Source organism: Streptomyces sp. NPDC046379 (genome assembly GCF_055587785.1).
In genome coordinates this window covers 188325-210056 of the sequence record NZ_JBVJFP010000005.1, presented here as the reverse complement: position 1 = coordinate 210056, position 21732 = coordinate 188325, and the positions used below count along the sequence as shown (strand labels likewise).

Below are 21732 nucleotides of genomic sequence, written 5' to 3'. Positions count from 1 at the left end.
GAATTCAGGGAATTCCCGCAACTTCCCCGCCGCCATGGGCCACGGGTGGATTCCGTCGCCGCCGGCGATGCACTCTCTGACGGCGTCGGGCATTCGAGCCCCCCGCGGTGACGGAACCGTCACCGCCGCGTGCACCCGGAAAGTGATCGAAGCAGAAAGGCTGGCGGCATGCACCGTGCGTTGTGCCCGGTCGAGACGCTGTACGTCGGACAGCGAAGCAGAGCGGTGCTCTCCTGCACCCTGCGTGGACGGATCGACGTGGGGGCGCTGTCCGCGGCGTTCGACGCCGCCACGCAGGCCCATCCGACCCTGCGGTCGCGCATCGCCCCGGACGGCGGCGGCTTCGCGCTGCAGCTCCTGGGCGAGGAGGAGCGGCCGCGTCTGATCACCCGCACCGGAGGCGAGGACGCCTACGCCGCCGAGCTGAACACCCCGCTTCCGGTCGGCGGCCCGCTCAGCCGCGCGGTCCTGGTGAGCGCGCCGGAGGGCGACAGCCATCTGTTCGTCATGGTCGTGGACCACACGGTCACCGACGGGCACAGCAGCATCGCTCTGCTCAACGCCGTCTGGGACCACTACCGGACCCTGGTCGAGGGCGGCGCGGACCCGCGGGAGGCGGCCGGGACCGGCCCGGCCGCGTCCGTCGGCGAGGACTGGCCGCGGCCGGTCAGCGAGTTGCTGCCCGGCACCGATCCGGCGGCCACGGCCGCCCACCTGGAGCGGCGCATCGAGGAGACACGGCGCCACCCCGTCCAGCTCGTGCCCTACGACGTCACGCGCCCGGCCGCCGACGGCCGTATCGAGGCGTGCCGGCTGACCCTGGACGAGGAGCGCACCGCCCGGCTGCGGCGTACCGCACGCGCGGCGGGTCTGTCCGTGCACTCCCTCGTCGCCGCCGCGCTCCTCACGACGGCACGGCGCCGCCTGGAGGGCGACGGCCCCCGCACGCTCGGCTGTCTGTCCCCCGTGGACCTGCGGTCCCGGCTGTCGCCGCCGCTGCCGGCCGCGGTCATGGTCCCGGCGGTCACCACCCATCTGCAGACCGTCGAGGTGGCCGGCGACACCGATCCGATGGAGCTGGCGCGTACGGTCCACACCCGGCTGCGCGACTCCATCGACCGCGGGGAGCAGTACCACGAGATGCGGATCACGCCGGAGATCCCCCGCAATCCGGCGCTCCAGCTGGCCACCGTGATCGCCACGAACATGGGCGTCCAGCCCGGCCCCCGGACGCCGGCCGGGCTGGACGTCACCGACGTCCGGCTGGTGCCCGCGCGTGAGAACTACTTCCCGCAGGCGGGCCGCAGTCCCGTCATGGCGTGCGTCGTCGCCTTCGAAGGACGGCTCGCCGTCGAGTTCCCCCACTTCACCGGCTGCTTCAGCCCGTCCTTCATGCACGCCTTCCGCGACGACGTCCTGGCCGGTCTCCTCGCGTTCGCGGACGCCGCCGAGGCATCTCCCGCACTCGCGGACGCCCGCTGAGGACGGCCGCCCCGGCCCACCGCGCCCGACCGCACCGGCTGCCACAAGGAGCACTCCCCCACATGAGCACTGTCAGCCACATGCCCGCCCCCCTCGCCCTGCTGCCCCGGGCCCAGGCGGGGGACGAGCAGGCCATGAACCACCTGCTGACCGGCATCACGCCCTACGTCGCCCGACTGTGCCGGTCCGTCACCCACGACGACGGCGCCGACGCCACCCAGGAGGCACTCCTCGCCATCTACCGCGGCCTGCCCACCCTGCGCGAGCCGAACGCGTTCTACGGCTGGGTGCGTGCGGTGACCCTGCGGGAGGCCGTCCGCACCGTGAAGCGCGCGGCGGACGAGGAGGCCTGCGTGCAGGTCGACTCGGGGCAGGAGGCGAACCCGCTGGACACCGTGCACATCAGCGACGTACTGGACCGGCTCTCCGCCTCCCACCGGCAGGTCCTCACGCTGCGCACGTACGGGCTCAACGAGGAGGAGATGGCGCGGGTCCTGTCGCTGCCGGTGGGGACGGTCCGGTCCCGTCTGCACCGGGCCCGCCGCCGGTTCCGCGAGGCGTGGCTGCCTTCGGCCGCCTGACGCAGGGCGGCGCCGGGGCGGTCGGACGGAACTGACGGCCGATCACATTCGCTCGGCGCGTGGCGGTGGCCGGCGACCGCCGAGGGCGACGAGAAGGACGCGCCGGGGCGGCTGCGCACGGTGCGCAGCCGCCCCGGCGTGAGCCGCGCGACCGGTGCCGGCTACTCGACGAAGTCCGGCAGCACGCTCGGCGGCCACTGTCCCTCGGCGAACATGCCCAGCCCGTGGGCCCTGGCGACGAGCGCCGGACGGTTGGGCGCGTCGAATCTGCGCAACAACCGCCCCACACGGTATTCGACGCCCTGACGGCTCATGTAGAGGCTGCTCGCCAACTGCACCGTCGACGCGCCGCCCGCCACTCCTTCGAGGACACGGGCGTCGAGTTCGCTGAGGGTGTGCCGGCCGTTCGGGTCCGCCGGATCGGGATGGCCGGTGCGGTGCAGGAGGACGACCAGTCCCGCCGGACCGTGCGGGTCGGCGACCGCGGTCACCGTCAGGTGCGCGTGGAAGGTCCGGCCGATGCCGTCCCGGCCGGTCACCCGTTCCGTGAAGGAGCTCGCCCGGCCTTCGGTGAGAGCGGTGAACCGGCGCCGCAGGTCCGCGGGCGACCGGGCGAGGAGGAGGTCGCACAGATCACGTCCGTATATCTCGCCCGAACTCAGGCCGAACAGCGCCGCGAATTCCGCCTCCGCGGCAGTGACGGACGTGTCCCGGGCGGATGCGTGGGCCGTGTAGGCGCGGCGGCGCCGACTGCCGGCGAATTCCTGGGCCGATTCCCGGGAACGGGGTGCGCCGGCCGCCTTTTTGGCGTCGGAGGAAGGCGGGACGGGGAGACATGAAAAGGAGGACAGGGATGTGAGGGAGGAAAGGGTGCTGCTCGTGGTGGCCACGGACGTAACGTCCTTCTGTGTGCGTGGGGGGCTGGGATGTGCGGCACGACCGTCGGACAACGTTGTCGAGGCTCTTTTACGCCCCGCAGTTGCACGATCAGGGTTACCAGGAATCACCACTGCGCTCGCGCGGGTCTCCGGAGCGTCCGGTGACTCCTGAGCAGACGGCTGTCGCGACGATCCCCGCGGTCGACCTCCGTAACGTGCCCAACTGGGCGCGAAAGGGCACGGGAACCTCCGGAGACGAGGGGCAAGGTCGCATCTGGCCGGTACTTCGAAGGCTAAGGCCCGCCAACGCCCTTGGCAAGGGTTTGCCTGCGAGGTCCGGCACGGCGTCAACGCCGTTCACCGGAAGGCCACTTGGACGGAACGCGGCGACCTTGCGGGAAACCCCGGATGTCACGCCCGACGAGAACGCCGGCGCGTCTCCGAAAGGTTTCGGGACCGTGACCGCGTTGCCCGCCCTGTCAACGATTCGTAAAATACGAGCGACTTCCGCGCGCTGCCCTCGCCTCGGGCGGAACGACGCGGACTCACGGTGACCTCGGGGGATCGGAGCGTGGGAAAGCTCGAGCAGCCGCACTTCGGACGACGGCTGAGAAGGCTCAGGCGCGAACGGGGGTTGAGTCAGGCGGCGGTCGTCGGCGAGGGCATGTCGACGGGCTACCTGTCACGGCTGGAGTCCGGTGAACGTCGGCCCACCACGCGTGCCGTCGCCTACCTCGCCGAGCGCCTCGGCGTCGAGGTGTCCGCTCTGACCGATCCACTGGGCGACCTTCCCCTCAACCACGCACTCGCCGCGGCGGCGTCGGCGCCGACCGGCGCGAACCGCACCGCCTCCCTGCTCCGGGCGCTGCGGGACGACACGAACGCCGACCCCGCCGACCGCTGGCACGCGCTGTGGCTGCTCAGCCGCTGCGACAACAGCAACGGCGACTACGAGACGGAGCGCGCCCGGCTGCGCGAACTCGTCGAACTGAGCGACCGATTGGCGGCGCCGGAACTGCGGACGAGGGCGAACGTCCAGTACGCGCACTGCCTGCGGGCCCTCGGCGACCTGCGCACGGCCGAGCCCGCCGCCGAGACCGCATGGGCCATCGCCCGCGAGGAGGAACTGCAGGCGGCCGACGCCATGGCCGCGCTGATGGCGCTGATCGACGTCGAGGCGGAGCTGGGCCGGCTCGACGCGGCCGGCCGGCACGTCCGCGAACTGGAGCGCGACCTCCTCCCCGGGGCCACCGCGCCCCAGGCGGCCGAAGCCCTGTGCACCGCCTCCCGGGTCAGTCACCGCCAAGGGGACCACGTCACCGCACAGGACCGGCTGGAGAGAGCCCTCGGCCTGCTCAACGGCGCGGACGACCCGGGCTTGTGGACCCGGCTGCGCACCTGTGCGACGGCCGCGGCCCTCGCGATGTCGCCACCCCGGCTGGAGGCGGCCCGGCGCTGGCTCGAGGAGGCCGGGAAGGTCATCGAACTGACCGGCACGCCGTCGCAGGTGCACGAGTTGCGGGCGCTGAGCGCCCAGCTCGCCTTCCACGAGGGACGGCTGGACGACGCCCGGACCCTGTGCCGGGCTTTGCTGTCGGACGAGGACCTGCGGCTGCCGTACCGGCACCGGGCGCGGCTGCTGGTCCTCGAAGGCCGGCTGACCATGCTCGACGGACGTGTCGAGGACGGCGTCGCGCTCCTGGAACGGCTCGGCCGCCAGGCCATGGACGCGATGAACCTGGAGGTCGCGGCCGACGTCCGGCAGTCCCTGACCGCGACGCTGGCCCAGGTGCGCGGCGCGGCGCCGCCCGACACGGTGGGATCCGGTCGCAAGCGTCGGTGACGCGCGAAAGGCGCCGATGCGCGCGGGGCGGCGCAGGGAGGGCGGGGCGGCCGTGGGGAGGCGGAGGCCGTACCGGAGGGACGTCGTAGGGGAAGGGCGTCGTACGGGAGGGACGTCGTACGGGAGGGAACGCACGGCCGCCGCACGCCCGCCGACGCCCGCACGTCACCCGTTCGGTTCCCTTGCCCTCTTCCGCGCGAGGGGAACCTTCCTGTGGCCGGGCGGAATGGACGCGGCAAGGAGCCCGCCGGGCCGGCGGGCTCACCGCCGGCCGGCACCCGCCGTGGCGCGACGAGCGGAGACGGTCCATGGATCTGACAGCTGTGGAGGAGGTCGTCGACGGGCGGCACGCCCTGCCCTGGCGACCGGGGGACGCCTGGCTGGCGGGCGGTACGTCGCTGTTCGCCGAGCCCCGGCCCGGTCTTCGGCGGCTGCGCGATCTGGGCGCCTGCGGGTGGCCGCCCCTGACGGTGACCGGGGACGGGATCGAGGTGGCGGCCACCTGCACCGTCGCCGAGCTGCTCGCGTTCGCCGAGGCCGCGGACGGTCCGTGGCCGGCGGGCCGCTCGCTCATCGCCGCCTGCTGCCGGGCGTTCTCGTCCTCCTTCAAGGTGTGGAACGCCGCCACGGTGGGCGGGAACCTGTGCGTGGCCCTGCCCGCCGGTCCCATGGTCTCGCTCGCCGTGGCGCTGCGGGGGGTGTGCCGGACGCGGGGGCTCGACGGACGGGAACGCGAGGTGCCCGCGGCCGACTTCGTGACCGGACCGGGGAGCACCGTTCTGCTGCCCGGCGAACTGCTGCGCTCCCTCGTCCTCCCGGCCGCCGCGCTCGCGGAGGGCGGCACGATGCGCCGGGTGAGCACGCACCCGTGGGGCCGCTCGGTCGCTTTGGTGACCGGCGCCCGCGACCCGGTGGGCGGAGGGGTGACCCTCGCCGTCACGGCCGCCACGACACGCCCGGCGACCGTCTCCTTCACCGGTACGCCGACCGCCTCCGAACTGCGGGCGGGGCTGCGGGCGACGCTGACGCCGGACCTGTTCCTGGAGGACGCCCACGGACGGGCGGACTGGCGCCGGCACCTGACGACGCATCTGGCGGAGGAAATCCGCGGCGCACTGGCGAAGGAGCGGTAGCCATGTCCTTCCCCTTCTCGTCCTTCTCGTCCTTCTCGTCCTTCTCGTCCTTCTCCCCCTTTCCCTCCTTCTCCGTACGCGTCGACGGCCAGACCGGCCGGCGGCCGCCGGGGCCAGGGCAGTGCCTGCGCACGTATCTGCGGGACATGGGCCGTACAGGGGTCAAGAAGGGGTGCGACACCGGTGACTGCGGCGCGTGCACCGTGCACGTCGACGGCGTGGCCGTGCACAGCTGCCTGTACCCGGCCCACCGGGTCGACGGGTGCGACGTCACGACCGTGGAAGGGCTGGCGGCGGGCGACGGGCCACACCCCGTGCAGGAGGCGTTCGCACGGACGCGGGCGTTCCAGTGCGGCTACTGCACGCCCGGTTTCGTCATGACCGCCGCCGCCCTGACGCCGGACCAGCTCGCCGATCTCCCGCAGGCGCTGAAGGGCAACCTGTGCCGGTGCACCGGCTACCGGCCCATCGGCGACGCGGTACGGGCCGCGCACGTCCGGCAGGAAGCCGTCGCCGCCCCCGCGTCCGACACCGCGGACCGGACCGCGTACGACGTCGTCACCGGCGCCGCGCGGTTCACACTGGACGACCCGGAGCCGTCCGGCCTGCTGCACATCGTGCTGGTGCGCTCCCCGCACCGGCACGCCCGGATCGTGGAGATCGACACCAGGGCCGCGCTGGGCGTGCCCGGCGTCCACGCCGTGCTGACCCACCACGACGCCCCCGGCACCCGCTTCTCGACGGCCCTGCACGAGCGCACCGACGACGACCCCGCCGACACCCGTGTCCTGGACGACGTCGTGCGCCACGTCGGGCAGCGCGTCGCCGCCGTCGTCGCCGAGAGCGCGGCCACCGCACGGCGGGCCGCCCGGCTGGTCCGTGTGACCTACCGCGTGCTGCCGGCCGTCACCGACCCCGACGAGGCCCTCCGGTCGGACGCCGTACGCGTCCACCGGCACGGCAACGTCGCCGCCGAGTTCCACGAAGCCCTCGGCGACCCCGACCGGGGCCTGGCCGAGGCGGACGTCGTCCACGAAGCCGTCTTCCACACCCAGCGGGTGCAGCACTGCGCCATGGAATGCCATGCGAGCCGGGCCTGGACCGGCCCGGACGGCCGCCTCCGCCTGCACTGCGCCACCCAGGCCCCGCACCTGGTGCGCCGCCGTCTGTGCGAGGTCTTCGGACTCGACCCCGGCCGACTCCGCGTGACCACAGGACGCCTCGGCGGCTCCTTCGGACGGGGCCAGGACCTGCAGACCGAGGACATCACACTGCTGGCCGCCCTGCGCACGGGGCGCCCCGTGCAGCTGGAGAACTCCCGCGCCGACGAACTCACCGCCACCACCACCCGCCACCCCTTCCACGTACGGGTCACCCTCGGCGCACGCCGCGACGGCACGCTCACGACGATGAAGCTGCACGTCGTCGCCGACACCGGCGCGTACGGCGACCACGGTCCCTCCGTCCTCACCGTCGCCTGCACCGAGGCCACCGCTTTGTACCGCTGCCCGAACATCGCCGTGGACGGCTACTGCGTGCACACCCACAACGTTCCCGCGGGCGCCTTCCGCGGCTACGGGGTCGGCCAGCTCGTCTTCGCGGTCGAATCCGCCCTCGACGACCTCGGCCGTCGCCTCGGCCTCGATCCCCTGACGCTGCGCGAGCGCGTCTGTCTGCGTCCCGGCGAGCCGGCGCCCTTTCCCGGCACCGCCGGCCGACACCCGGTCATGGACTCCGGCCTGGGCCGCTGTCTGCGCATCCTCGGCCAGGCGCGGGCCCGCCGTGTGCGCGCCCTCCCCCTGCCCGCCGCCGGGCAGCGCCTCATCGGTGAGGGCATGGCCGTCGCCGCCCAGCACACGGTCCCCGCCGACGGGCACATCGCCCGGGCGGCCGTCGCCCTGCGCGCCGACGGCCACTACGAACTCGACACCGGGCTTCCGGAGTTCGGCAGCGGTACCGGCACGATCCTGCGTCGCATCGCCGCCCGGATCCTCGGGACCACACCGGACCGGGTCCATCCGGGCCGTGCCGACACCGACCTGCTCGACCACCACAGCGGCGGCTTCGGTTCGACGGGCGTCGTCCTCACCGGTCGCGCGGTGACCCTGGCCTGTCGGTCGCTCGCCGAACGCCTCACGGCGCTGGCGGCGGCCCGCACCGCCACCGGCGCCGACGCGTGCCGTCCGGGACCCGAGGCCGTCGACTGCGACGGCTTCCCCGTCCCCCTCGGCGCGCTGTACGACCACGCCCGCTCGGCGGGACTCCCGCTCCGCGCGGAGGCCACCGCCCGCGCGGACGACACCGTCGCGTCACTCGCGTTCAGCGCCCAGTGGTTCCGCGTCGAAGTCGACCGAGTCACCGGCCTGGTCCGGGTCCTCGACAGCGTGCACGTCGCCGACGCCGGCGCGGTGCTGGACCCTGATCAGTGCCGGGGGCAGGTCGAAGGCGCCGTCGCCCAGGGCGTCGGCACCACCCTCCGGGAAATCCTCTCCACCGACTCCGCGGGCCACTGCCGCACGCCCGACCTGCGTACGTACCTCATCCCCCATTACGGCGAAGTACCGCCGCCCGAGGTGCACTTCGTCCCGCCCGAGGACCCGTCCCGGGCAGCGCCGAAGCCGATGAGCGAGCTGCCGTTCACCCCCGTCGCCCCGGCCCTGGCCAACGCCGTGCGCGACGCGACCGGCATCCGCTTCACGTCCCTTCCGCTGCGTCCCGACACGGTGTGGCGAGCACTGGACTCGGCGGATCGGCGAGATCGCATCCGGACGAGCGGAGCCTGAGCGGCACGGGTACGGGGTTCAGCGCGCCGTCCCGGCAGTTCCGTCGCAGGCCTGCGCGAGACGATGGAGGGCCTCGGCCTCCCGGCCGGTCTCCTCGGCGCTGAACACATGGACCACCAGGCCCGGTTCGCCGGGGGCCGCCGGGACGTGCAGCGTCTCGTAGTCGAGGGTGAGCAGGCCGGCCACCGGGTGCCGCAGCCGCTTGCGGCCCGCCGCGCACATCACGACCTCGCCGGTGGCCCAGATCCGCCGGAACTCGGCGCTGCGGGCGGAGAGTTCGGTGACGAGGGCGGTCAGTTCGGCGTCGTCCGGGTAACGGCCCGCGGACACCCGCAGCTGGCCCACGACTTCCGCCGCCCGGGCCTCCCAATCGGGGTGGACGTCCCGGGCGGCGGGGTCCAGGAAGATGTACCGGGCGTTGTTCGGGTCGCGGCGGGCCGGGTCCCCGACGCCCCCGACGAGTTCGGCGCCCAAAGGGTTCCAGGCCACCACGTCCAGGCGGTGGTTGGTCGCGAAGGCCGGCAGGCCGGTCATGGCGTCGAGGATCCGCCGCAGCGGGCGGCTGACCCGCGCCCGGGGCGCGGGGGCGTCCCGCGCGCCCGCCAGGGTGGCCAGGTGTGCTCGCTCCGCCGTGTCGAGGCCGAGCGCCCCGGCCAGGGCGTCGAGCACCTCGGGGGACGGCTGGGTGGCGCGGCCCTGCTCCAGGCGTACGTAGTAGTCCACGCTGATACCGGCCAGTTGGGCCAGTTCCTCGCGGCGCAGCCCGTGCACACGCCGCCGGCGGCCGCCGGCGAGCCCGACGCGCTCCGGTGTGACCCGCCCTCGCCGTGCGCGCAGAAAGCCGCCGAGTGCCCGGCGGGGGTCGCCGATGCCGTCGAGTTCCCCGACCGTGCCTGCGCGGGAGTCCGACTCGTCCGCGCGTGCGGTGTGTTCCACCCCGTTCATGCGGTCAAGTATGCGTGGCCCCGGCAGTACCAGGATCGGCGTTCCTCCGGTTCGACAGGGTGCTGGCTGCCTGGCCGGGTCCGGGAGAACGTAACCGCATGAACGAAGTCACGCCGCGCGAGCGGAAGAAGATCCTCGTCGTCAGCGCCCACCCCGAGCCCCGTTCCCTCAACGCCGCCCTCGCCTCCTTCGCGGTCGGGCACCTGCGCGCGGCGGGGCACGAGGTGCGGGTGTCCGATCTGTACGCGATGAAGTGGAAGGCGACCGTGGACGCCGACGACTTCCCGGAGCACGCCCCCGACCGGCGGCTGCATGTGATGGCCGCCTCGGAACGGGCCACGCTGGCGGGGCGGCTGGCGCCGGACATCGCGGCGGAGCAGGAGAAGGTGCGCTGGTCGGACGCGGTGATCCTGCAGTTCCCGATGTGGTGGTTCTCCGTGCCCGCGATGCTCAAGGGCTGGATCGACCGGGTGTTCACCAGCGGTTTCGCCTACGGCCCCGAGGTCCCGCCGCCGTACGGCGACAGCGCGCTGGCGGGGCGGAGGGCGCTGGTGTCGGTCACCGTCGGCGCCCGGGAGACGGCGTTCTCCGACCGGGGGATCCACGGAAGTCTCGCGGACGTCCTGCACCCGGTGCAGCACGGGCTGTTCTGGTTCACCGGCATGACCCCGCTCGAACCGTTCGCGGTCCACGGGACGAACGAGTTGCCGCAGGAGCGGTATGCGGCGGCGCAGGCGGCGTACGCGCGTCGGCTGGACGGCCTCTTCACGGAGCGACCGGTCCCCTACCGGTCGCTCACCGGCGGCGACTACGACCACGACATGCGCCTGCTGCCGGGCGTGGAGTCTCCGGGGACGAGCGGACTCGGGCTGCACGTGCGGCCGGCCGGGAGCGGCTGACGGCGTCGAGCCGGTCGCGGCCCGGGAGTCGGGCACCGTTGCCACGACAAGTCCAAGGCTGAACGGAAGTCGCGATATGGATCTGGTGTGACGGAGGGGGAAACCGATACCGTCCCGGAAAGCGCACGTTCCACTCCCGCGGCCCCCCTCGCGACCGGCAAGGCCGGTGAGCCGGGGGGCCCGGTCGCGCGCTTGTGTCCATGAATGCGCCACCCCCGTGCAAGTCTCCTCGCACTTGGAGCCGCCGACATGTTAAGACGCCGTTGGACCGCACCCCTCCTGCTGTCCCTCCTCCTTTCCGTACTCGCTCCGCTGCCCGCCGCGACCGCGGCCCAGCCCGACGAGACGGCCCCGTCCGCCGCGGCCGAAACCACCGCGCCCCGGAAGGCGGCGGCGAACACCGCCGCCGCCGCCGTGCCGATGCCGTCGCTGCACGCGACCACCACCCAGGTCGCCTTCGGCCTCCGACGGCCCACGTCCGTCGTCGCGGCCAACGACGGCACCGGCCGCCTGTTCATCACCGAGAAGTCCGGCACCATCCGCGTCTATCACCCGAACACCGGGCTCGCCGGCACCCCGCTCGTGGACATCACCTCGTCCGTCGACGAGTCGGGCAACGAACGCGGTCTGCTCAGCCTCGCCGTTCCGCGCGACTTCGCCCAGAGCCAGGACCTGTACCTGGCGTACACGGCGCTGCCCGACGGAGCGGTCACCATCGCCCGCTACCGGCTCGACGAGTCCCGCCTCGAGGTGCTGCTCTCCCACGAGCACGCCGAGTTCAACAACCACAACGGCGGTCAGCTCGCCTTCGGCCCCGACGGGAAGCTGTACCTGAGCATCGGCGACGGCGGCGGCTCCGCCGACCCGCTGCGCGCCGGTCAGCGGCTGGACACCCTGCTGGGGAAGATCATCCGCATCGACGTCAGCCGCACCTGCGGCACGCTGGCGTACTGCGTCCCCGCGGACAACCCCTTCGTCGGCCGGGCCGGCGCCCGCCCGGAGATCTGGCACTACGGTCTGCGCAACCCGTGGCGGTTCTCGTTCGACAGCGTCGACGGCTCCATGTGGATCGGCGACGTCGGCCAGGGCCGCTGGGAGGAGATCGACCACATCCCGGCCGGACGGGGCGGGTTGAACCTCGGCTGGTCCTGCTACGAGGGCCTGGAGAAGTTCGAGGGCGGCCACTGCGTGCCCGGTGAGGTCTACACCAAGCCGGTCTTCACGTACTCCCCCTACACGGGCGGCTGCTCGGTGATCGGCGGCCAGGTCTACCGGGGCCGGCAGTACGCCGACCTGGTCGGCGGCACGTACATCGCCACCGACTACTGCTCCTCCACCATCTGGGCGCTGCGCCCGAACGGCAGCGGCGGTTACGAGACGGCGGAGATCGGCCAGATGCCGACGCAGGTGACGGCCATCGGCACCACGGCCGAGGGCGAGTTCTACGTCGTCAACGACCTGCCCGGCGGTCTGCACAAGGTGTCGTTCGAGCGCCAAGAGCCCACCTGCCGCGTCGACCGCACCGTGAAGTCGTGGGGCACGGGTACGACCGTGGATCTGACGGTCACCAACACGGGCACCGCCCCGGTGGACGGGTGGACGCTCAACTTCACGCTGGCCACGGGCCAGACCGTCGTCTCGGACTGGAACACGGACCTCACCCAGCTGAGCAACACGGTCAGGGCGATGAACTCCTCGCACAACACCACGATCGCCCCGGGAGCGAGCGTGACCCTCGGGTACCTCGCCAACCACACCGGTGACGCCTCGGCACCGGCACGGTTCATGCTCAACGGGGACGCCTGCGCCGTCGGACGCTGATCCGCCGGCCGGCCACCCCCCTGCTCGGAAGAACGACCGAACGGGAGCGCTTCGCGTCGTGGGAGCGCTCCCGCAAGGTCGGGCCGCCTGCAGGCCGGGGTCCGGCGGCGTGAGGGCCGGTGGTCGGTCGCACGGAACGGGCGGCGTGGAGAGCACGCGGCCCGAAAAAAGATCCCCGAGTGGCCGGAACCAATCGGCCGGACGGCTCGTCACTGATCATGGTCGCCGCAACCGGGCGGCCAAGGACACAGTGAGTGAAGCAAGCGGGGGGATTCGATGAAGCGCGCATCTGCCGGGAGAACGAGACCGGGCCTGACGGCCGTCGCGGCGCTGGCGGTGCTGACGGTACTGACGGTCAGCGGCTGCCGGGCGGAGGACACGGCCTACCCCGTCGCCTCTCCGAGCGGGCAGGCCTCCGAGCCGGCGTCGGCGACGCCCTCGGCGGACCACAGCGGCCCGCGCACCCTGGTGGACGCCCCGACCGCGGGCGGCCTGGAGAAGCTGACGGGCGACGAGGCCCTCACGGACGTCCCGGTCGACCCGGGCGAGATGCGGGAGGGCATGACGCTGGTCACCGGCAACTACGGCGACCCGGCCGGGCAGGGCCGACCGGTGCTGTTCGAGGGCGTCGACCATGTCCCCGAGGACACCAACAAGCGCCGTGAGCACCTGTTCCGGGGCATGCTCGAGTACATCCAGTGGGACCCGGAGCTGGGCAACCCCGAGGCGCAGCCGGTGGAGCCGGGACCGCTCGGCGGCTCGGTGGAGTGCCTGCTGGCCTCGCTGAGCGAGGACGGCAACGTCATCTGCGGCTGGGCCGACGAGGGCACGGCGGCCGTCGCGCTGTTCCAGGACAGCACTCTGGCGGAGGCCGGGAAGCTGTTCGTGGAGATGCGGGGGGACTTGGAGAAGTGAGCTGAGGGGCGCGGTGGAGGGGATCCGGGGCGGTGCCTGGAGGCGCAGCGGCCGATCGGCCGACCGGTGCCGCGGACGCCGCACCTGACCGGGCGGGTGTCAACTGCCCTTGCCGGCTTGTCGAGTTGGCCTCCACCGTATCTCCCCCGAAATTACGGCGCATGTCGACCGTAGGTCATGTACGTCCGTCGACGCCTCGGTAGGGTCGGCTCAGCGGGGTCGGCCGACCGGGGCCGGGCCGGTGCGACCGGCCGGGGCCCGCGGCCCGCTCCGCTCCGTTTCCGACCCCGCGGACACGGTGTCCGCGTCACCGAACTGGAGAGCCGCATGCGCCGAGTCCCGCGCTACGTCCTCTTAGCCGCCACCGCCGCCACGCTGGTCACCGCACTCGGCGCTGCCACCGCCACCGCCTCCGCCTCCGCCGCCACCGGGCACCCCGAGCCGCCCCGACTCGCCGTGGCCCACGGGAAGTTCGCTCCCGCGAGCCAGGCGGACGGCGCGACGGCGGTCACCTACAACACCACGCTGGCACCCGAGGGCGCACGGGCCGCCGTAGTGGAGTGGGCCGGTCCCGACGGCTCGACCCGCATACACCTGTTCGTGAAGGGCATGGTCGCCGACCGCGTGTACGGCGCCCATGTGCACACCAAGCCCTGCGGGAAGCTGCCGGCCGACGCGGGCCCGCATTACCAGGACCAGGTCGACCCCGTCACGCCGTCGGTCGACTCCCGCTATGCCAACCCGCGCAACGAGGTCTGGCTCGACTTCGAGACCGACCACCGCGGCGCCGCACACGCCACGTCCCGGAACGACTGGCGCTTCCGCGACGGCGGCGCGCGTTCGGTCGTGATCCACGAGATGGCCACCGCCACCCACGACGGGCACGCCGGCACCGCGGGCGCCCGCCTGGCCTGCCTGAACGTCGACTTCGTCTGAGAACTGCGGTGACCGTGCGGGTCGTAGTCCTCGACGAGCGGCTGCGACCCGCACGGTCGCTTCTCGGCGGACGGCGGTCCTGCGACCGGCCGGATGCCGACGGCCCCGCGCCCGCGTCCGCCCTCACACCCGTAGGACGACCTTTCCCGTGTGCCGGTTGGACTCCATCGGCCGGTGTGCGTCCCCGATCGCGTCCAGGCCGTCGAACACCTTGGCGATAACCGGTCGCAGACTGCCGTCGGCGAGCCCCGAGTCGATGTAGTGGGCGGCCTCCCGGCGCCTCTCCAAGGTTCTGCCGACCTCCGGGCCCGCGTAGCCGTGCACGGTGATCGGCCAGTTGACCGGCATGTGGGCGGGGTCAGGGTCGAGCCGGCCGTACAGGACCATGGTCGCGCCGGGTGCGACGGCCTCGCCGAGCGGGCGGAAACCGGGGCCTCCGACGGCGTCGAGGATCACGTCGGCGCCGCGTCCGCCGGTCAGCCGCCGGGTCTCCCGCACCACGTCCTCCGCTCCGGTGACGATCACCTGTTCCGCGCCGAGAGCGAGCAGCCCTTTGTGCTTGTCCTCGCCGCGGGTGGTGGCGATCGGGACGGCGCCGGCGCGTCGGGCGGCCTGGAGGGCCGCCGTGCCGACTCCGCTGGAGGCGCCGGTGATCAGCACGGTCTGCCCGGGGCGCAGTCCTGCCGTACTGAGGAGGGTGCCGTACGCCGTGGAGTAGGAGACCCGGACGGCGGCGACGCCGGTGCGCCCGGAGATGTAGACGTCGAGCCGGCGCCAGGCTGGTCAGGACGGTGTGGACGACGGCGGGATTGCGGGTGAAGACGTCCATCAGAGCGCTGCCGGCGCCCACTTCGACGCCGAGGAGGTTGTTGATCCGAAGGGCGTAGTGATCTCCGGGTCCACCCACGGCGCCTCCTGCGCGTTGATGCCGAAGAACTCCGGATCGTAGGCGTAGACGTCGTCGTCCAGGAAGCAGCCGTGGCGCAGCCGGGCCGCCACCTGGGCGGGCAGACCGGCCAGTTCGGCCTGCTCCCACCGCTCGGGGGGTACCTCGCGCACCGTGTCCCGGCGGGCCATCAGCAACCGCCACAACGAGGCCAGGGACCTGACCTCGCCGGGGAACCGGCACGCGGCTCCGACGACCGCGACCGGCTCGTCCCGACCCGACCCGGGCTCCTTGATCCCGGAGTGTTCTCGCATGCGCTGTCCGCCCTTCACCATGAGGGAGGCGCGGCGCGGCAGGTTCATGGCCGCCGATCCGCCGCCGCCCTTCCGACCGTTGCGGGGCACCCGCTCTCTACGGTTTCGGCAGGAGGAAGGGCCCATCGCAGAGCGCACGGGTCATGGACGGGAGTGCGCTGGAGGACGGCCAACGCCCCCACGCACCCGAATCAGCCGCTCGGGGCGGGCCCGGGAGGATCATCGGTTCGCAGGATCGTCGGCACGGTCGCCGACGTCTGGTCGGCCGGTCGGGACCGGCCGACCAGACGTCGGCGGCCTGTGCAGGACGGGGCGAAGGCGAGGGTACGGGGGAAGCGCGTACGCCCCTAGGTGGCGGCGCTCGCCGCTACACGCCGCCTTCGCCGTTGCCGTGGGGCAGGGCAAGGCCGAACAGCGAGCCCGTCGAGGCGCACAGCCCGCCCGCGCACGCGGTGGCCGTCTCGGCCGGTACGGTCATCCGCCGCAGGGCGCCCGCGACGGCGTCCTCGAGCAGGGCGAACCGGGCCACGAGCAGCCGGGGTCCGGCCGATCCGCGCTGACCGTCGGTCACCGCCACCAGGGCGTCGTGCGCCCGCCGCTGGAGATCCGCGAGAGCCTGCCACAGGTCGGTCGGGCGCCCGGACGAGCGCGGATCGACCAGCAACTCCTGGAGCCTGCGGCCCAGATCCGCGTGCCATGCCGCCATCGACCCGGTGATCTCGGCGCAGAGGCCGTCCAGGCACATCTGCACGGCGACGGCGCCCGTCGCGACGCCCACCTGCACCGGGCGCCGGGCGGTCGCGGTTCGGGGGGCGGGCGGCCGGGCGTTCGCGCCGAGGTAGTTCCGCAGGACGACGGGCATCACCTCGGCGGGCGGCGACTCCGCCTCCTCGACCGGCACGAGCACCGAGCGGACGGGGGTGAGGCAGTACGCGGCCTGCTCTGCTGCCGCGTGACAGGCGTGGTCAGTGGGCAAGGGACGCTCTGCTCCTTTCGCCGGTCTCTGCGGCACCGGCCCGGTCGGGGTGTTCAGTTAACACGAGCGCAATGGGCGCTTGGTTCACTTCTCACACAAAAGACTCCCGGGGTCCGCCTCCGGCGCGTGCGGGGGGCCGATCGGGCGCGGCCGTGGGAGCCGGGGCCCGACGGGGCGCACGGGCCGAGCAGGCAGCAGCGGGACGCGGTACGGTTCCGGGCCGCCGAGGGGATCAGGGGGCGGCCCGCCGAGGCTCCGGAGGGGTGGCGGCGGTGGGCGGACGAGGCGTTCCATCCGCCCCAGCCGTGGCGGCAGTTGCTGGGCGCGGCGGTGCGTTCGGCGGCGGGCGCGCCGGGAACGGGAGAGGCCACACCCACCGGCGTCCGTCCCGCCGCTCGGCCGCCGTCCCCGGGGGCTGCTGCCGAGCCTGCGACGCATGCCTCCGCGGGTGTGCGTGGTGATCGACACGTCCGGGTCGGTGAGCGACGCCGAGCTGGGGAGCGCGCTGCTGGGGTGGCGGCGATCTCGCGGGCCGTGGGCGGACGGCGCGTTCTGGTGTCCGTCGTCTCGTGCGACGCGGCGGCCGGTGTCGCCGTGCCGCTCTGCCGTGCCGAGAGCATCGAGCTGATCGGCGGCGGGGGGAACGGACCTGCGCTCCGGCTTCGAACGGGCGCTGCACTCGAGGCCCCGCCCGGACGCGATCGTCGCCCTGGCGGACGGCCGGACACCGCGGCCCTCCGCACAGCCGCCCTGCCGCACGGTCGTCGGCCTCTTCCCACGACCGGCGCGCGGTGTGGACGAGACGGATCCCGACCACGTCCCGGACGCGCCGCCGCCCTGGGCGCGCGTGGTGGCCGTCGGCCGAGGCGGACGGCGGAGCGACCGGAACTCCAGCACCGCGGAGGCCGGCGGCCGCCCGGAGAGCGTTCCGTCAGCAGGGCGCGGTGCGCGTGCGGGACGCGGACGGACCGCCTGCGCATCTCTGCGTCCGTTGATAGGCAAGTCATCACTTGCCTATGGTGGGGTCATGGCGGATGATGTGTTCAAGGCGCTGGCCGACCCGACCCGTCGGCGCATCCTCGACGAGCTGGTGGAACGGGACGGTCAGACGCTGTTCGAGATATGCGCGCGGCTGGCGACCAAGCACGGGCTGGGGCTGTCCCGGCAGGCGGTCAGCCAGCACCTCGCCGTACTCGAGTCAGCGGATCTGGTCCGGTCGCGGCGCCAGGGCCGCTACAAGTTCCACGATCTCAACACCGAACCCCTCGAGCGCATCGTCACGCGATGGCTCAGGCCCGACGCACCGGAGAGCACCCCGTGAGAATTCATCTGACCAGCGTGTTCGTCGACGACCAGGAGAAGGCCCTGCGCTTCTACACGGACGTGCTGGGCTTCGTGAAGAAGCACGACGTCCCCATGGGCGGCGAGGACCGCTGGCTGACCGTGGTCTCGCCGGAGGAGCCCGACGGGACCGAGCTGCTGCTGGAACCCTCCGGCCACCCCGCGGTGCGGCCGTACCGGACGGCGCTGGTCGAGGACGGCATCCCCGCCGCCGCGTTCGCCGTGGACGACGTGCACGCGGAGTTCGAGCGGCTGCGCGAGCTGGGCGTGGTGTTCACCCAGGAACCGCTGGACATGGGGTCGGTCACCACCGCCGTGCTGGACGACACCTGCGGCAATCTGATCCAGATCGCGCACAGCGCGTAGCCAACGGGGAAAGTCACCGGCGGCGCGTGCGCCCGGCGGTCGGCTCGCCGGGTGACGACGCTGCGCGAGGGGGAGGCGCCGGTCGGGCGAGGCGCCTCCCCCCACGCGTACGGTCAGGCCGTCAGGGCCGCCAGTTCGGCATTGGCGCGCTCGGTGACCAGGGCGAGGACGCGACCCGCGGCGGCCAGGTCCTCCTCCGGGATGCCGCCCCAGATCCGTGCCGTGACCGGGGCGGTCTCCGCGCCGACGGCGGCCAGGAGGGCCCGGCCCGCTTCCGTGGGGCGCAGGCGGCCGTCGTCCGCGTCGAGCAGCCGACCGGCCACCAGTTCGTCCACGGTGGCGCGGAGGCCGGCCGGATCGGCCTTGAGGGAGTGCCGGACCCGGGCGACCAGTTCGTCCGGGGTCTGCGGGGCGTCGGCGGTGAGGGCGGCGCGCAGGGTGATCTGCTGCTGGAACGTGACGCCGTGCCGGGCGAGGACGTGTTCCAGGACGCTGCGGGCGGCGTAGTGGGCGAGGCCCAGGGCACGGGAGTCGGCGGCCGGCGCGGCGATGGACGCGGCGGAACCGGTGGACATGGCAGTGGCAGCGGTGGACGGGGCAGTGGTCATGGTGGTGTCCCCTGAGTGCTCTCGTGAGTGCTCTCGTCGTGCGGTACGGGTGGAGCGAGAGGTGCGTCGAGCAGGGTCGTCAGCTCCTCGGCGAACGCGCGCGCCCGCGGTGCGTCGAGGCCGCCGAGCGGTTCCATCAGTTGCCGGAGCAGTTCCTGGACGACCTCGATGGCCTGCCGGGTGACGGCCCGGCCCTGTTCGGTGAGGGCGAGCTGGACGGCGCGCGGGTCGCGGGGATCGCGGGTGCGCTCGATCAGGCCGGCCGACTCCAGAGCGCGCGCCAGCTTCGAGACGTAGAGGGCCTCCAGGCCGGTGTGGTCGGCGAGCCGGCGCTGGCTGGGCCGCTCGCCGGTGCGCTGCATGCCGTACAGCGACGCGACCAGGGCGTACTGCGCGTGGGTGAGGCCCAGCGGCGCCACCGCGCGGTCGACCGCGACCCGCCACTTGTTGGCGAGCCGCCACACCAGGAAGCCGGGCGTGGGGCCCGGTGAACCCTTGCTCATGACGAATACCGTACATGGCTACTGTAGCCATGGCTACTATTTTTCGAGCCCGGCGCCCGCTGCCCCGCTGCCAGACGGCTGCGAGACCGGTGCCTGTGAGTCCGGGTAACAGGAGCAACGCCTCCCTGGCTGCCTTCCCTCCCCGGCACGACGATGGCCGGACGGGCGGACCGGCGTTCCTCGAGGTCGCCCGTCGTCCTCCCCTCCCCTCCTTGCCGCTCCGGGCGAGGAGGGGTTCCCCGGTTCCTCGAAAGGCAGTGGTCCTTCTTGAGTTCGCAAGCGTTCAACCCGTGGCGCTACGCGGGCGTCTTCCTGCTCCTGTTCCTGTTCGGGACGGAGACCTTCCTCGTCTCGCCGCTGCTGCCGACCATCGCCGACGACATCGACGTCTCGGAGTCGGCGGCGGCGCAGAGCGTCACCGCGTACGTCCTGGTCTACGCGGTGACCGCACCCTTCCTCGGGCTGCTCAGCGACCGTTTCGGGCGGCGGCGCACGCTGCTCGCGGGCACCGCGCTGTTCCTGGCGTCCAACGCCGCCGCCGCCGTCTCCACCTCGCTGTGGCTGCTGATCGTGTCGCGGGCGCTGGCCGGGCTGGCCGCCGCCGCGGCGGGTCCGGCGATCTGGGCGCACATCGCGGAGACCGCACCCGAGCGGGTGCGGGGGCGGGCGCTCGGGCTGGGGATGGCGCTGTTCTCCTGCGGGCAGGTGATCGGCGTGCCGCTGGGCGGTCTGATGGCCGGAGCGGCGGGCTGGCGTTCGGCGTTCCTCGCCCTGGCCGTCGGCACCGCGGCGGCCGTGCCGCTGCTGCTCAGGCAGGTCCAGGGCGCGCCCGCGCCCGAGGCCGCCGGCGCCCCCGCGGCCGGCCGGGGAGCGATCGGGGCCGTGCTCGCCGCCTGGGGCCATCCGGCGCTGCGCAGGGCGCTCGCCGTGAACACGGTGTTCCACGCCGCCAACCTGGGGGCGTACACGTTCCTCGGCGTCGTGTTCGTGGACCGGTTCGACCTGTCGGTGTCGGCGCTCGGTCTCGTGGGGGTCCTCGTCGGCGCGGGCAGCGTCGCCGGGTCGCTGCTGGGCGGGCGGCTGGGCGACCGGGCCAGGGCCGCCGGGCGCGACCATCTGCCGCTGCTGCCCGTCTGGGGCCTGCTGCTCGCCGCGGGCGTCGCCCTCTCGGCGGCCGGGCCCGGCATCGTGCTCGCGCTGGTGGGCGTGACCCTGTGGTTCGTCGCGAGCGGCGGGTTCGTCATCGACCAGCAGACGCTCGCGGGCACCGCCGCACCCGACCTGCGGGCGACGTCCAGCGCCTGGCTCACCTCGACCATGTACGCCGGCACCGGCCTCGGCGCCTGGGCCGTCGGCGCGTTCGGGGACGCCGGTACCGGAACGCTCGTCGTCGGGGCGGGGCTCGCCCTGGTCTCCGCGGTCACGGCGCTCACGGTGAGCGTCGGGCTGCGGCGGGCGGGCGGCACGGCGTCCGGGAGCCCCGGTTCCGTGTCCGTGCCCGCCCCGGAGGTCGGGGAGGGCTCGAAGGCCTGATCCGCGAGGCGGTTCGGGAAGCGGCGGAACGGGCGTTCAGCCCGCCCGCCGCTCGTCCGTGTCGCCGTCCAGCGAGCGCAGCGGGCGCTCGCACAGCGCCGTCATGCGGACCCGGTCCCGCTCGGTCATCGGCGTGAACAGCAGGATGAGCGCGGACGGGTCGTCCACCGGGTGGAACGACGACAGCGACAGCGCCATCGGCGCCGCTCCCGGGGGCTGCACCGTCACCGACCGGGCCGTCAGTTCCGCCACCGAGTGGCAGCTCCACCAGTGCCGCAGCTCGGGCGCGTCCTCGTCCAGGCGGTCGTACAGCTCGCCGGTGCGCGGGTCGGCGAGCGCGGGACCGGCCTGGGCGCGGAAGTGCTGGAAGATGTTCATCGCCAGGGGTTCCCAGTCGCGCAGGACGGTGCGCAGCCGCGGGTCGGCGACCATGAGCCACATCAGGTTGCGGCGGTCGGCGGGCACGGACTCCGGGCTGCCCCACAGGGCGCTCCAGGCGGCGTTCCAGGCGAGCAGGTCGAAGTGGCGGTCCAGCAGTACGGCGGGGCTGGCCGGCCAGGAGTCGAGGACGGGCCGGACGGCGGCCGCGAGGCCCCCGGGCTCGGCGTCGGGGGCTGCCGGTTCGTGGTAGCCGGCCAGGCGCATCGCGTGGCGCAGTCCCGCCGCGTCGAGCCGCAGCGCCCTGGCGACGGAGGTCAGCACCTGCCGTGAGGCGGTGACGCGGCCCTGCTCCAGCCAGGTGTACCAGGCCAGTCCGACGCCCGACAGGGAGGCGACCTCCTCGCGGCGCAGGCCGGGCGTGCGCCGGCGGGCGGTGGTCGTCAGGCCCACGTCGGCGGGTTTGAGCAGCTCGCGGTGGGCTCGCAGGAAGGCGCCCAGTTCCTGGCTGGGGCCCGGGGCGGGGGTCGGCATGGCGACGGCTCCTTGCGGGAGGGGCGGAGGGCGAGGGGTACGGGGCACCCCTGGGGGCGGGCCCGGACGGAGGACGT

General features: G+C 73.7%; 20 protein-coding genes and 1 pseudogene. 13 read left to right on the top strand and 8 right to left on the bottom strand.

The features are described from left to right. The first annotated feature begins 168 nt into the window (after positions 1-168). Both ACZ6KF_RS11805 and ACZ6KF_RS11800 read left to right on the top strand, forming a co-directional pair. Positions 169-1482 (top strand): phthiocerol/phthiodiolone dimycocerosyl transferase family protein, encoded by a 1314-nt coding sequence (locus ACZ6KF_RS11805; protein ID WP_469238335.1) that lies wholly within the window; start codon positions 169-171, stop codon positions 1480-1482. A gap of 62 nt (positions 1483-1544) precedes the next feature. Beyond that, complete coding sequence (locus ACZ6KF_RS11800; RefSeq protein ID WP_356628109.1) at positions 1545-2063, top strand: RNA polymerase sigma factor; 519 nt, start codon at positions 1545-1547, stop codon at positions 2061-2063. Positions 2064-2224: 161 nt separating this feature from the next. Here the strand turns inward: ACZ6KF_RS11800 and ACZ6KF_RS11795 are convergent, their stop codons facing one another. After that, positions 2225-2953 carry a PAS domain-containing protein gene (locus tag ACZ6KF_RS11795; protein ID WP_469238333.1) on the bottom strand — a complete coding sequence of 243 codons (729 nt, stop codon included), beginning with the start codon at positions 2951-2953 and terminating at the stop codon, positions 2225-2227. 559 nt (positions 2954-3512) lie between these two features. Here ACZ6KF_RS11795 and ACZ6KF_RS11790 point away from each other — a divergent pair. The 3 genes from ACZ6KF_RS11790 to ACZ6KF_RS11780 all read left to right on the top strand — a co-directional run bounded on the left by ACZ6KF_RS11790 (position 3513) and on the right by ACZ6KF_RS11780 (position 8700). Then, positions 3513-4784 (top strand): helix-turn-helix domain-containing protein, encoded by a 1272-nt coding sequence (locus ACZ6KF_RS11790; RefSeq protein WP_469238331.1) that lies wholly within the window; start codon positions 3513-3515, stop codon positions 4782-4784. 308 nt (positions 4785-5092) lie between these two features. Continuing rightward, positions 5093-5917 carry an FAD binding domain-containing protein gene (locus ACZ6KF_RS11785; protein ID WP_469174807.1) on the top strand — a complete coding sequence of 275 codons (825 nt, stop codon included), beginning with the start codon at positions 5093-5095 and terminating at the stop codon, positions 5915-5917. 2 nt (positions 5918-5919) lie between these two features. Further along, the gene (locus tag ACZ6KF_RS11780; RefSeq protein WP_469238329.1) at positions 5920-8700 is read left to right on the top strand and encodes a molybdopterin-dependent oxidoreductase; all 2781 of its coding nucleotides are present in this window, start codon (positions 5920-5922) and stop codon (positions 8698-8700) included. Positions 8701-8718: 18 nt separating this feature from the next. Here the strand turns inward: ACZ6KF_RS11780 and ACZ6KF_RS11775 are convergent, their stop codons facing one another. Then, a complete protein-coding gene (locus tag ACZ6KF_RS11775; RefSeq protein WP_469238327.1) occupies positions 8719-9645 on the bottom strand; it encodes a helix-turn-helix domain-containing protein in 927 nt (308 codons plus the stop codon). A 98-nt stretch (positions 9646-9743) separates the two neighbouring features. Here ACZ6KF_RS11775 and ACZ6KF_RS11770 point away from each other — a divergent pair, with 98 nt between their 5' ends. From ACZ6KF_RS11770 to ACZ6KF_RS11755, 4 genes are all read left to right on the top strand, one after another. Beyond that, a complete protein-coding gene (locus tag ACZ6KF_RS11770; protein ID WP_469238325.1) occupies positions 9744-10544 on the top strand; it encodes an NAD(P)H-dependent oxidoreductase in 801 nt (266 codons plus the stop codon). Between the two features lie 249 nt (positions 10545-10793). After that, positions 10794-12365 (top strand): PQQ-dependent sugar dehydrogenase, encoded by a 1572-nt coding sequence (locus tag ACZ6KF_RS11765; protein WP_356628116.1) that lies wholly within the window; start codon positions 10794-10796, stop codon positions 12363-12365. Between the two features lie 276 nt (positions 12366-12641). Further along, positions 12642-13280, top strand: a complete 639-nt coding sequence (locus tag ACZ6KF_RS11760; RefSeq protein WP_356628117.1) for a hypothetical protein — start codon at positions 12642-12644, stop codon at positions 13278-13280. A gap of 327 nt (positions 13281-13607) precedes the next feature. Next, the gene (locus tag ACZ6KF_RS11755; RefSeq protein WP_469238323.1) at positions 13608-14216 is read left to right on the top strand and encodes a superoxide dismutase family protein; all 609 of its coding nucleotides are present in this window, start codon (positions 13608-13610) and stop codon (positions 14214-14216) included. Positions 14217-14339: 123 nt separating this feature from the next. Here the strand turns inward: ACZ6KF_RS11755 and ACZ6KF_RS11750 are convergent, their stop codons facing one another. The 3 genes from ACZ6KF_RS11750 to ACZ6KF_RS11740 all read right to left on the bottom strand — a co-directional run bounded on the left by ACZ6KF_RS11750 (position 14340) and on the right by ACZ6KF_RS11740 (position 16392). Beyond that, positions 14340-14876: a zinc-binding dehydrogenase gene (locus ACZ6KF_RS11750; RefSeq protein ID WP_469238321.1), complete on the bottom strand. Its 537-nt coding sequence runs from the start codon at positions 14874-14876 to the stop codon at positions 14340-14342. A gap of 168 nt (positions 14877-15044) precedes the next feature. After that, entirely contained in the window at positions 15045-15464 is a 420-nt protein-coding gene (locus ACZ6KF_RS11745; RefSeq protein WP_469238319.1) for a beta-ketoacyl synthase N-terminal-like domain-containing protein, read from the bottom strand. Positions 15465-15783: 319 nt separating this feature from the next. Further along, complete coding sequence (locus tag ACZ6KF_RS11740) at positions 15784-16392, bottom strand: hypothetical protein (protein ID WP_469157690.1); 609 nt, start codon at positions 16390-16392, stop codon at positions 15784-15786. 132 nt (positions 16393-16524) lie between these two features. Here ACZ6KF_RS11740 and ACZ6KF_RS11735 point away from each other — a divergent pair. From ACZ6KF_RS11735 to ACZ6KF_RS11725, 3 genes and pseudogenes are all read left to right on the top strand, one after another. Next, positions 16525-17254: pseudogene (locus ACZ6KF_RS11735) on the top strand (vWA domain-containing protein); the annotation flags it as partial. A gap of 165 nt (positions 17255-17419) precedes the next feature. Then, positions 17420-17713, top strand: coding sequence for an ArsR/SmtB family transcription factor (locus ACZ6KF_RS11730; RefSeq protein ID WP_469174821.1), 294 nt, complete (start codon positions 17420-17422; stop codon positions 17711-17713). Then, positions 17710-18099: a VOC family protein gene (locus tag ACZ6KF_RS11725; RefSeq protein WP_356628122.1), complete on the top strand. Its 390-nt coding sequence runs from the start codon at positions 17710-17712 to the stop codon at positions 18097-18099. Before ACZ6KF_RS11730 ends, ACZ6KF_RS11725 begins: the two co-directional genes overlap by 4 nt. Positions 18100-18212: 113 nt before the next feature. Here the strand turns inward: ACZ6KF_RS11725 and ACZ6KF_RS11720 are convergent, their stop codons facing one another. Both ACZ6KF_RS11720 and ACZ6KF_RS11715 read right to left on the bottom strand, forming a co-directional pair. Further along, positions 18213-18674 carry a MarR family transcriptional regulator gene (locus ACZ6KF_RS11720; RefSeq protein WP_469238432.1) on the bottom strand — a complete coding sequence of 154 codons (462 nt, stop codon included), beginning with the start codon at positions 18672-18674 and terminating at the stop codon, positions 18213-18215. Between the two features lie 29 nt (positions 18675-18703). Continuing rightward, positions 18704-19210, bottom strand: coding sequence for a MarR family winged helix-turn-helix transcriptional regulator (locus ACZ6KF_RS11715; protein ID WP_469238317.1), 507 nt, complete (start codon positions 19208-19210; stop codon positions 18704-18706). A gap of 267 nt (positions 19211-19477) precedes the next feature. Between ACZ6KF_RS11715 and ACZ6KF_RS11710 the strand changes: the two genes are divergently transcribed. After that, positions 19478-20743 (top strand): MFS transporter, encoded by a 1266-nt coding sequence (locus ACZ6KF_RS11710; protein ID WP_469157692.1) that lies wholly within the window; start codon positions 19478-19480, stop codon positions 20741-20743. A 36-nt stretch (positions 20744-20779) separates the two neighbouring features. On the opposite strand, the gene ACZ6KF_RS11705 is transcribed toward ACZ6KF_RS11710, so the two are convergent. Further along, positions 20780-21655, bottom strand: a complete 876-nt coding sequence (locus ACZ6KF_RS11705) for a helix-turn-helix domain-containing protein (RefSeq protein ID WP_356628125.1) — start codon at positions 21653-21655, stop codon at positions 20780-20782. Between the last annotated feature and the right edge of the window lie 77 nt (positions 21656-21732).

Coding starts and splice junctions, on each gene's coding strand:
- ACZ6KF_RS11805 (WP_469238335.1), top strand. CDS start 169: ATGCACCGTGCGTTGTGCCCGGTCGAGACGCTGTACGTCGGACAGCGA.
- ACZ6KF_RS11800 (WP_356628109.1), top strand. CDS start 1,545: ATGAGCACTGTCAGCCACATGCCCGCCCCCCTCGCCCTGCTGCCCCGG.
- ACZ6KF_RS11785 (WP_469174807.1), top strand. CDS start 5,093: ATGGATCTGACAGCTGTGGAGGAGGTCGTCGACGGGCGGCACGCCCTG.
- ACZ6KF_RS11780 (WP_469238329.1), top strand. CDS start 5,920: ATGTCCTTCCCCTTCTCGTCCTTCTCGTCCTTCTCGTCCTTCTCGTCC.
- ACZ6KF_RS11775 (WP_469238327.1), bottom strand. CDS start 9,645: ATGAACGGGGTGGAACACACCGCACGCGCGGACGAGTCGGACTCCCGC.
- ACZ6KF_RS11770 (WP_469238325.1), top strand. CDS start 9,744: ATGAACGAAGTCACGCCGCGCGAGCGGAAGAAGATCCTCGTCGTCAGC.
- ACZ6KF_RS11765 (WP_356628116.1), top strand. CDS start 10,794: ATGTTAAGACGCCGTTGGACCGCACCCCTCCTGCTGTCCCTCCTCCTT.
- ACZ6KF_RS11760 (WP_356628117.1), top strand. CDS start 12,642: ATGAAGCGCGCATCTGCCGGGAGAACGAGACCGGGCCTGACGGCCGTC.
- ACZ6KF_RS11755 (WP_469238323.1), top strand. CDS start 13,608: ATGCGCCGAGTCCCGCGCTACGTCCTCTTAGCCGCCACCGCCGCCACG.
- ACZ6KF_RS11745 (WP_469238319.1), bottom strand. CDS start 15,464: ATGAACCTGCCGCGCCGCGCCTCCCTCATGGTGAAGGGCGGACAGCGC.
- ACZ6KF_RS11730 (WP_469174821.1), top strand. CDS start 17,420: ATGGCGGATGATGTGTTCAAGGCGCTGGCCGACCCGACCCGTCGGCGC.
- ACZ6KF_RS11720 (WP_469238432.1), bottom strand. CDS start 18,674: ATGTCCACCGGTTCCGCCGCGTCCATCGCCGCGCCGGCCGCCGACTCC.
- ACZ6KF_RS11715 (WP_469238317.1), bottom strand. CDS start 19,210: ATGAGCAAGGGTTCACCGGGCCCCACGCCCGGCTTCCTGGTGTGGCGG.
- ACZ6KF_RS11705 (WP_356628125.1), bottom strand. CDS start 21,655: ATGCCGACCCCCGCCCCGGGCCCCAGCCAGGAACTGGGCGCCTTCCTG.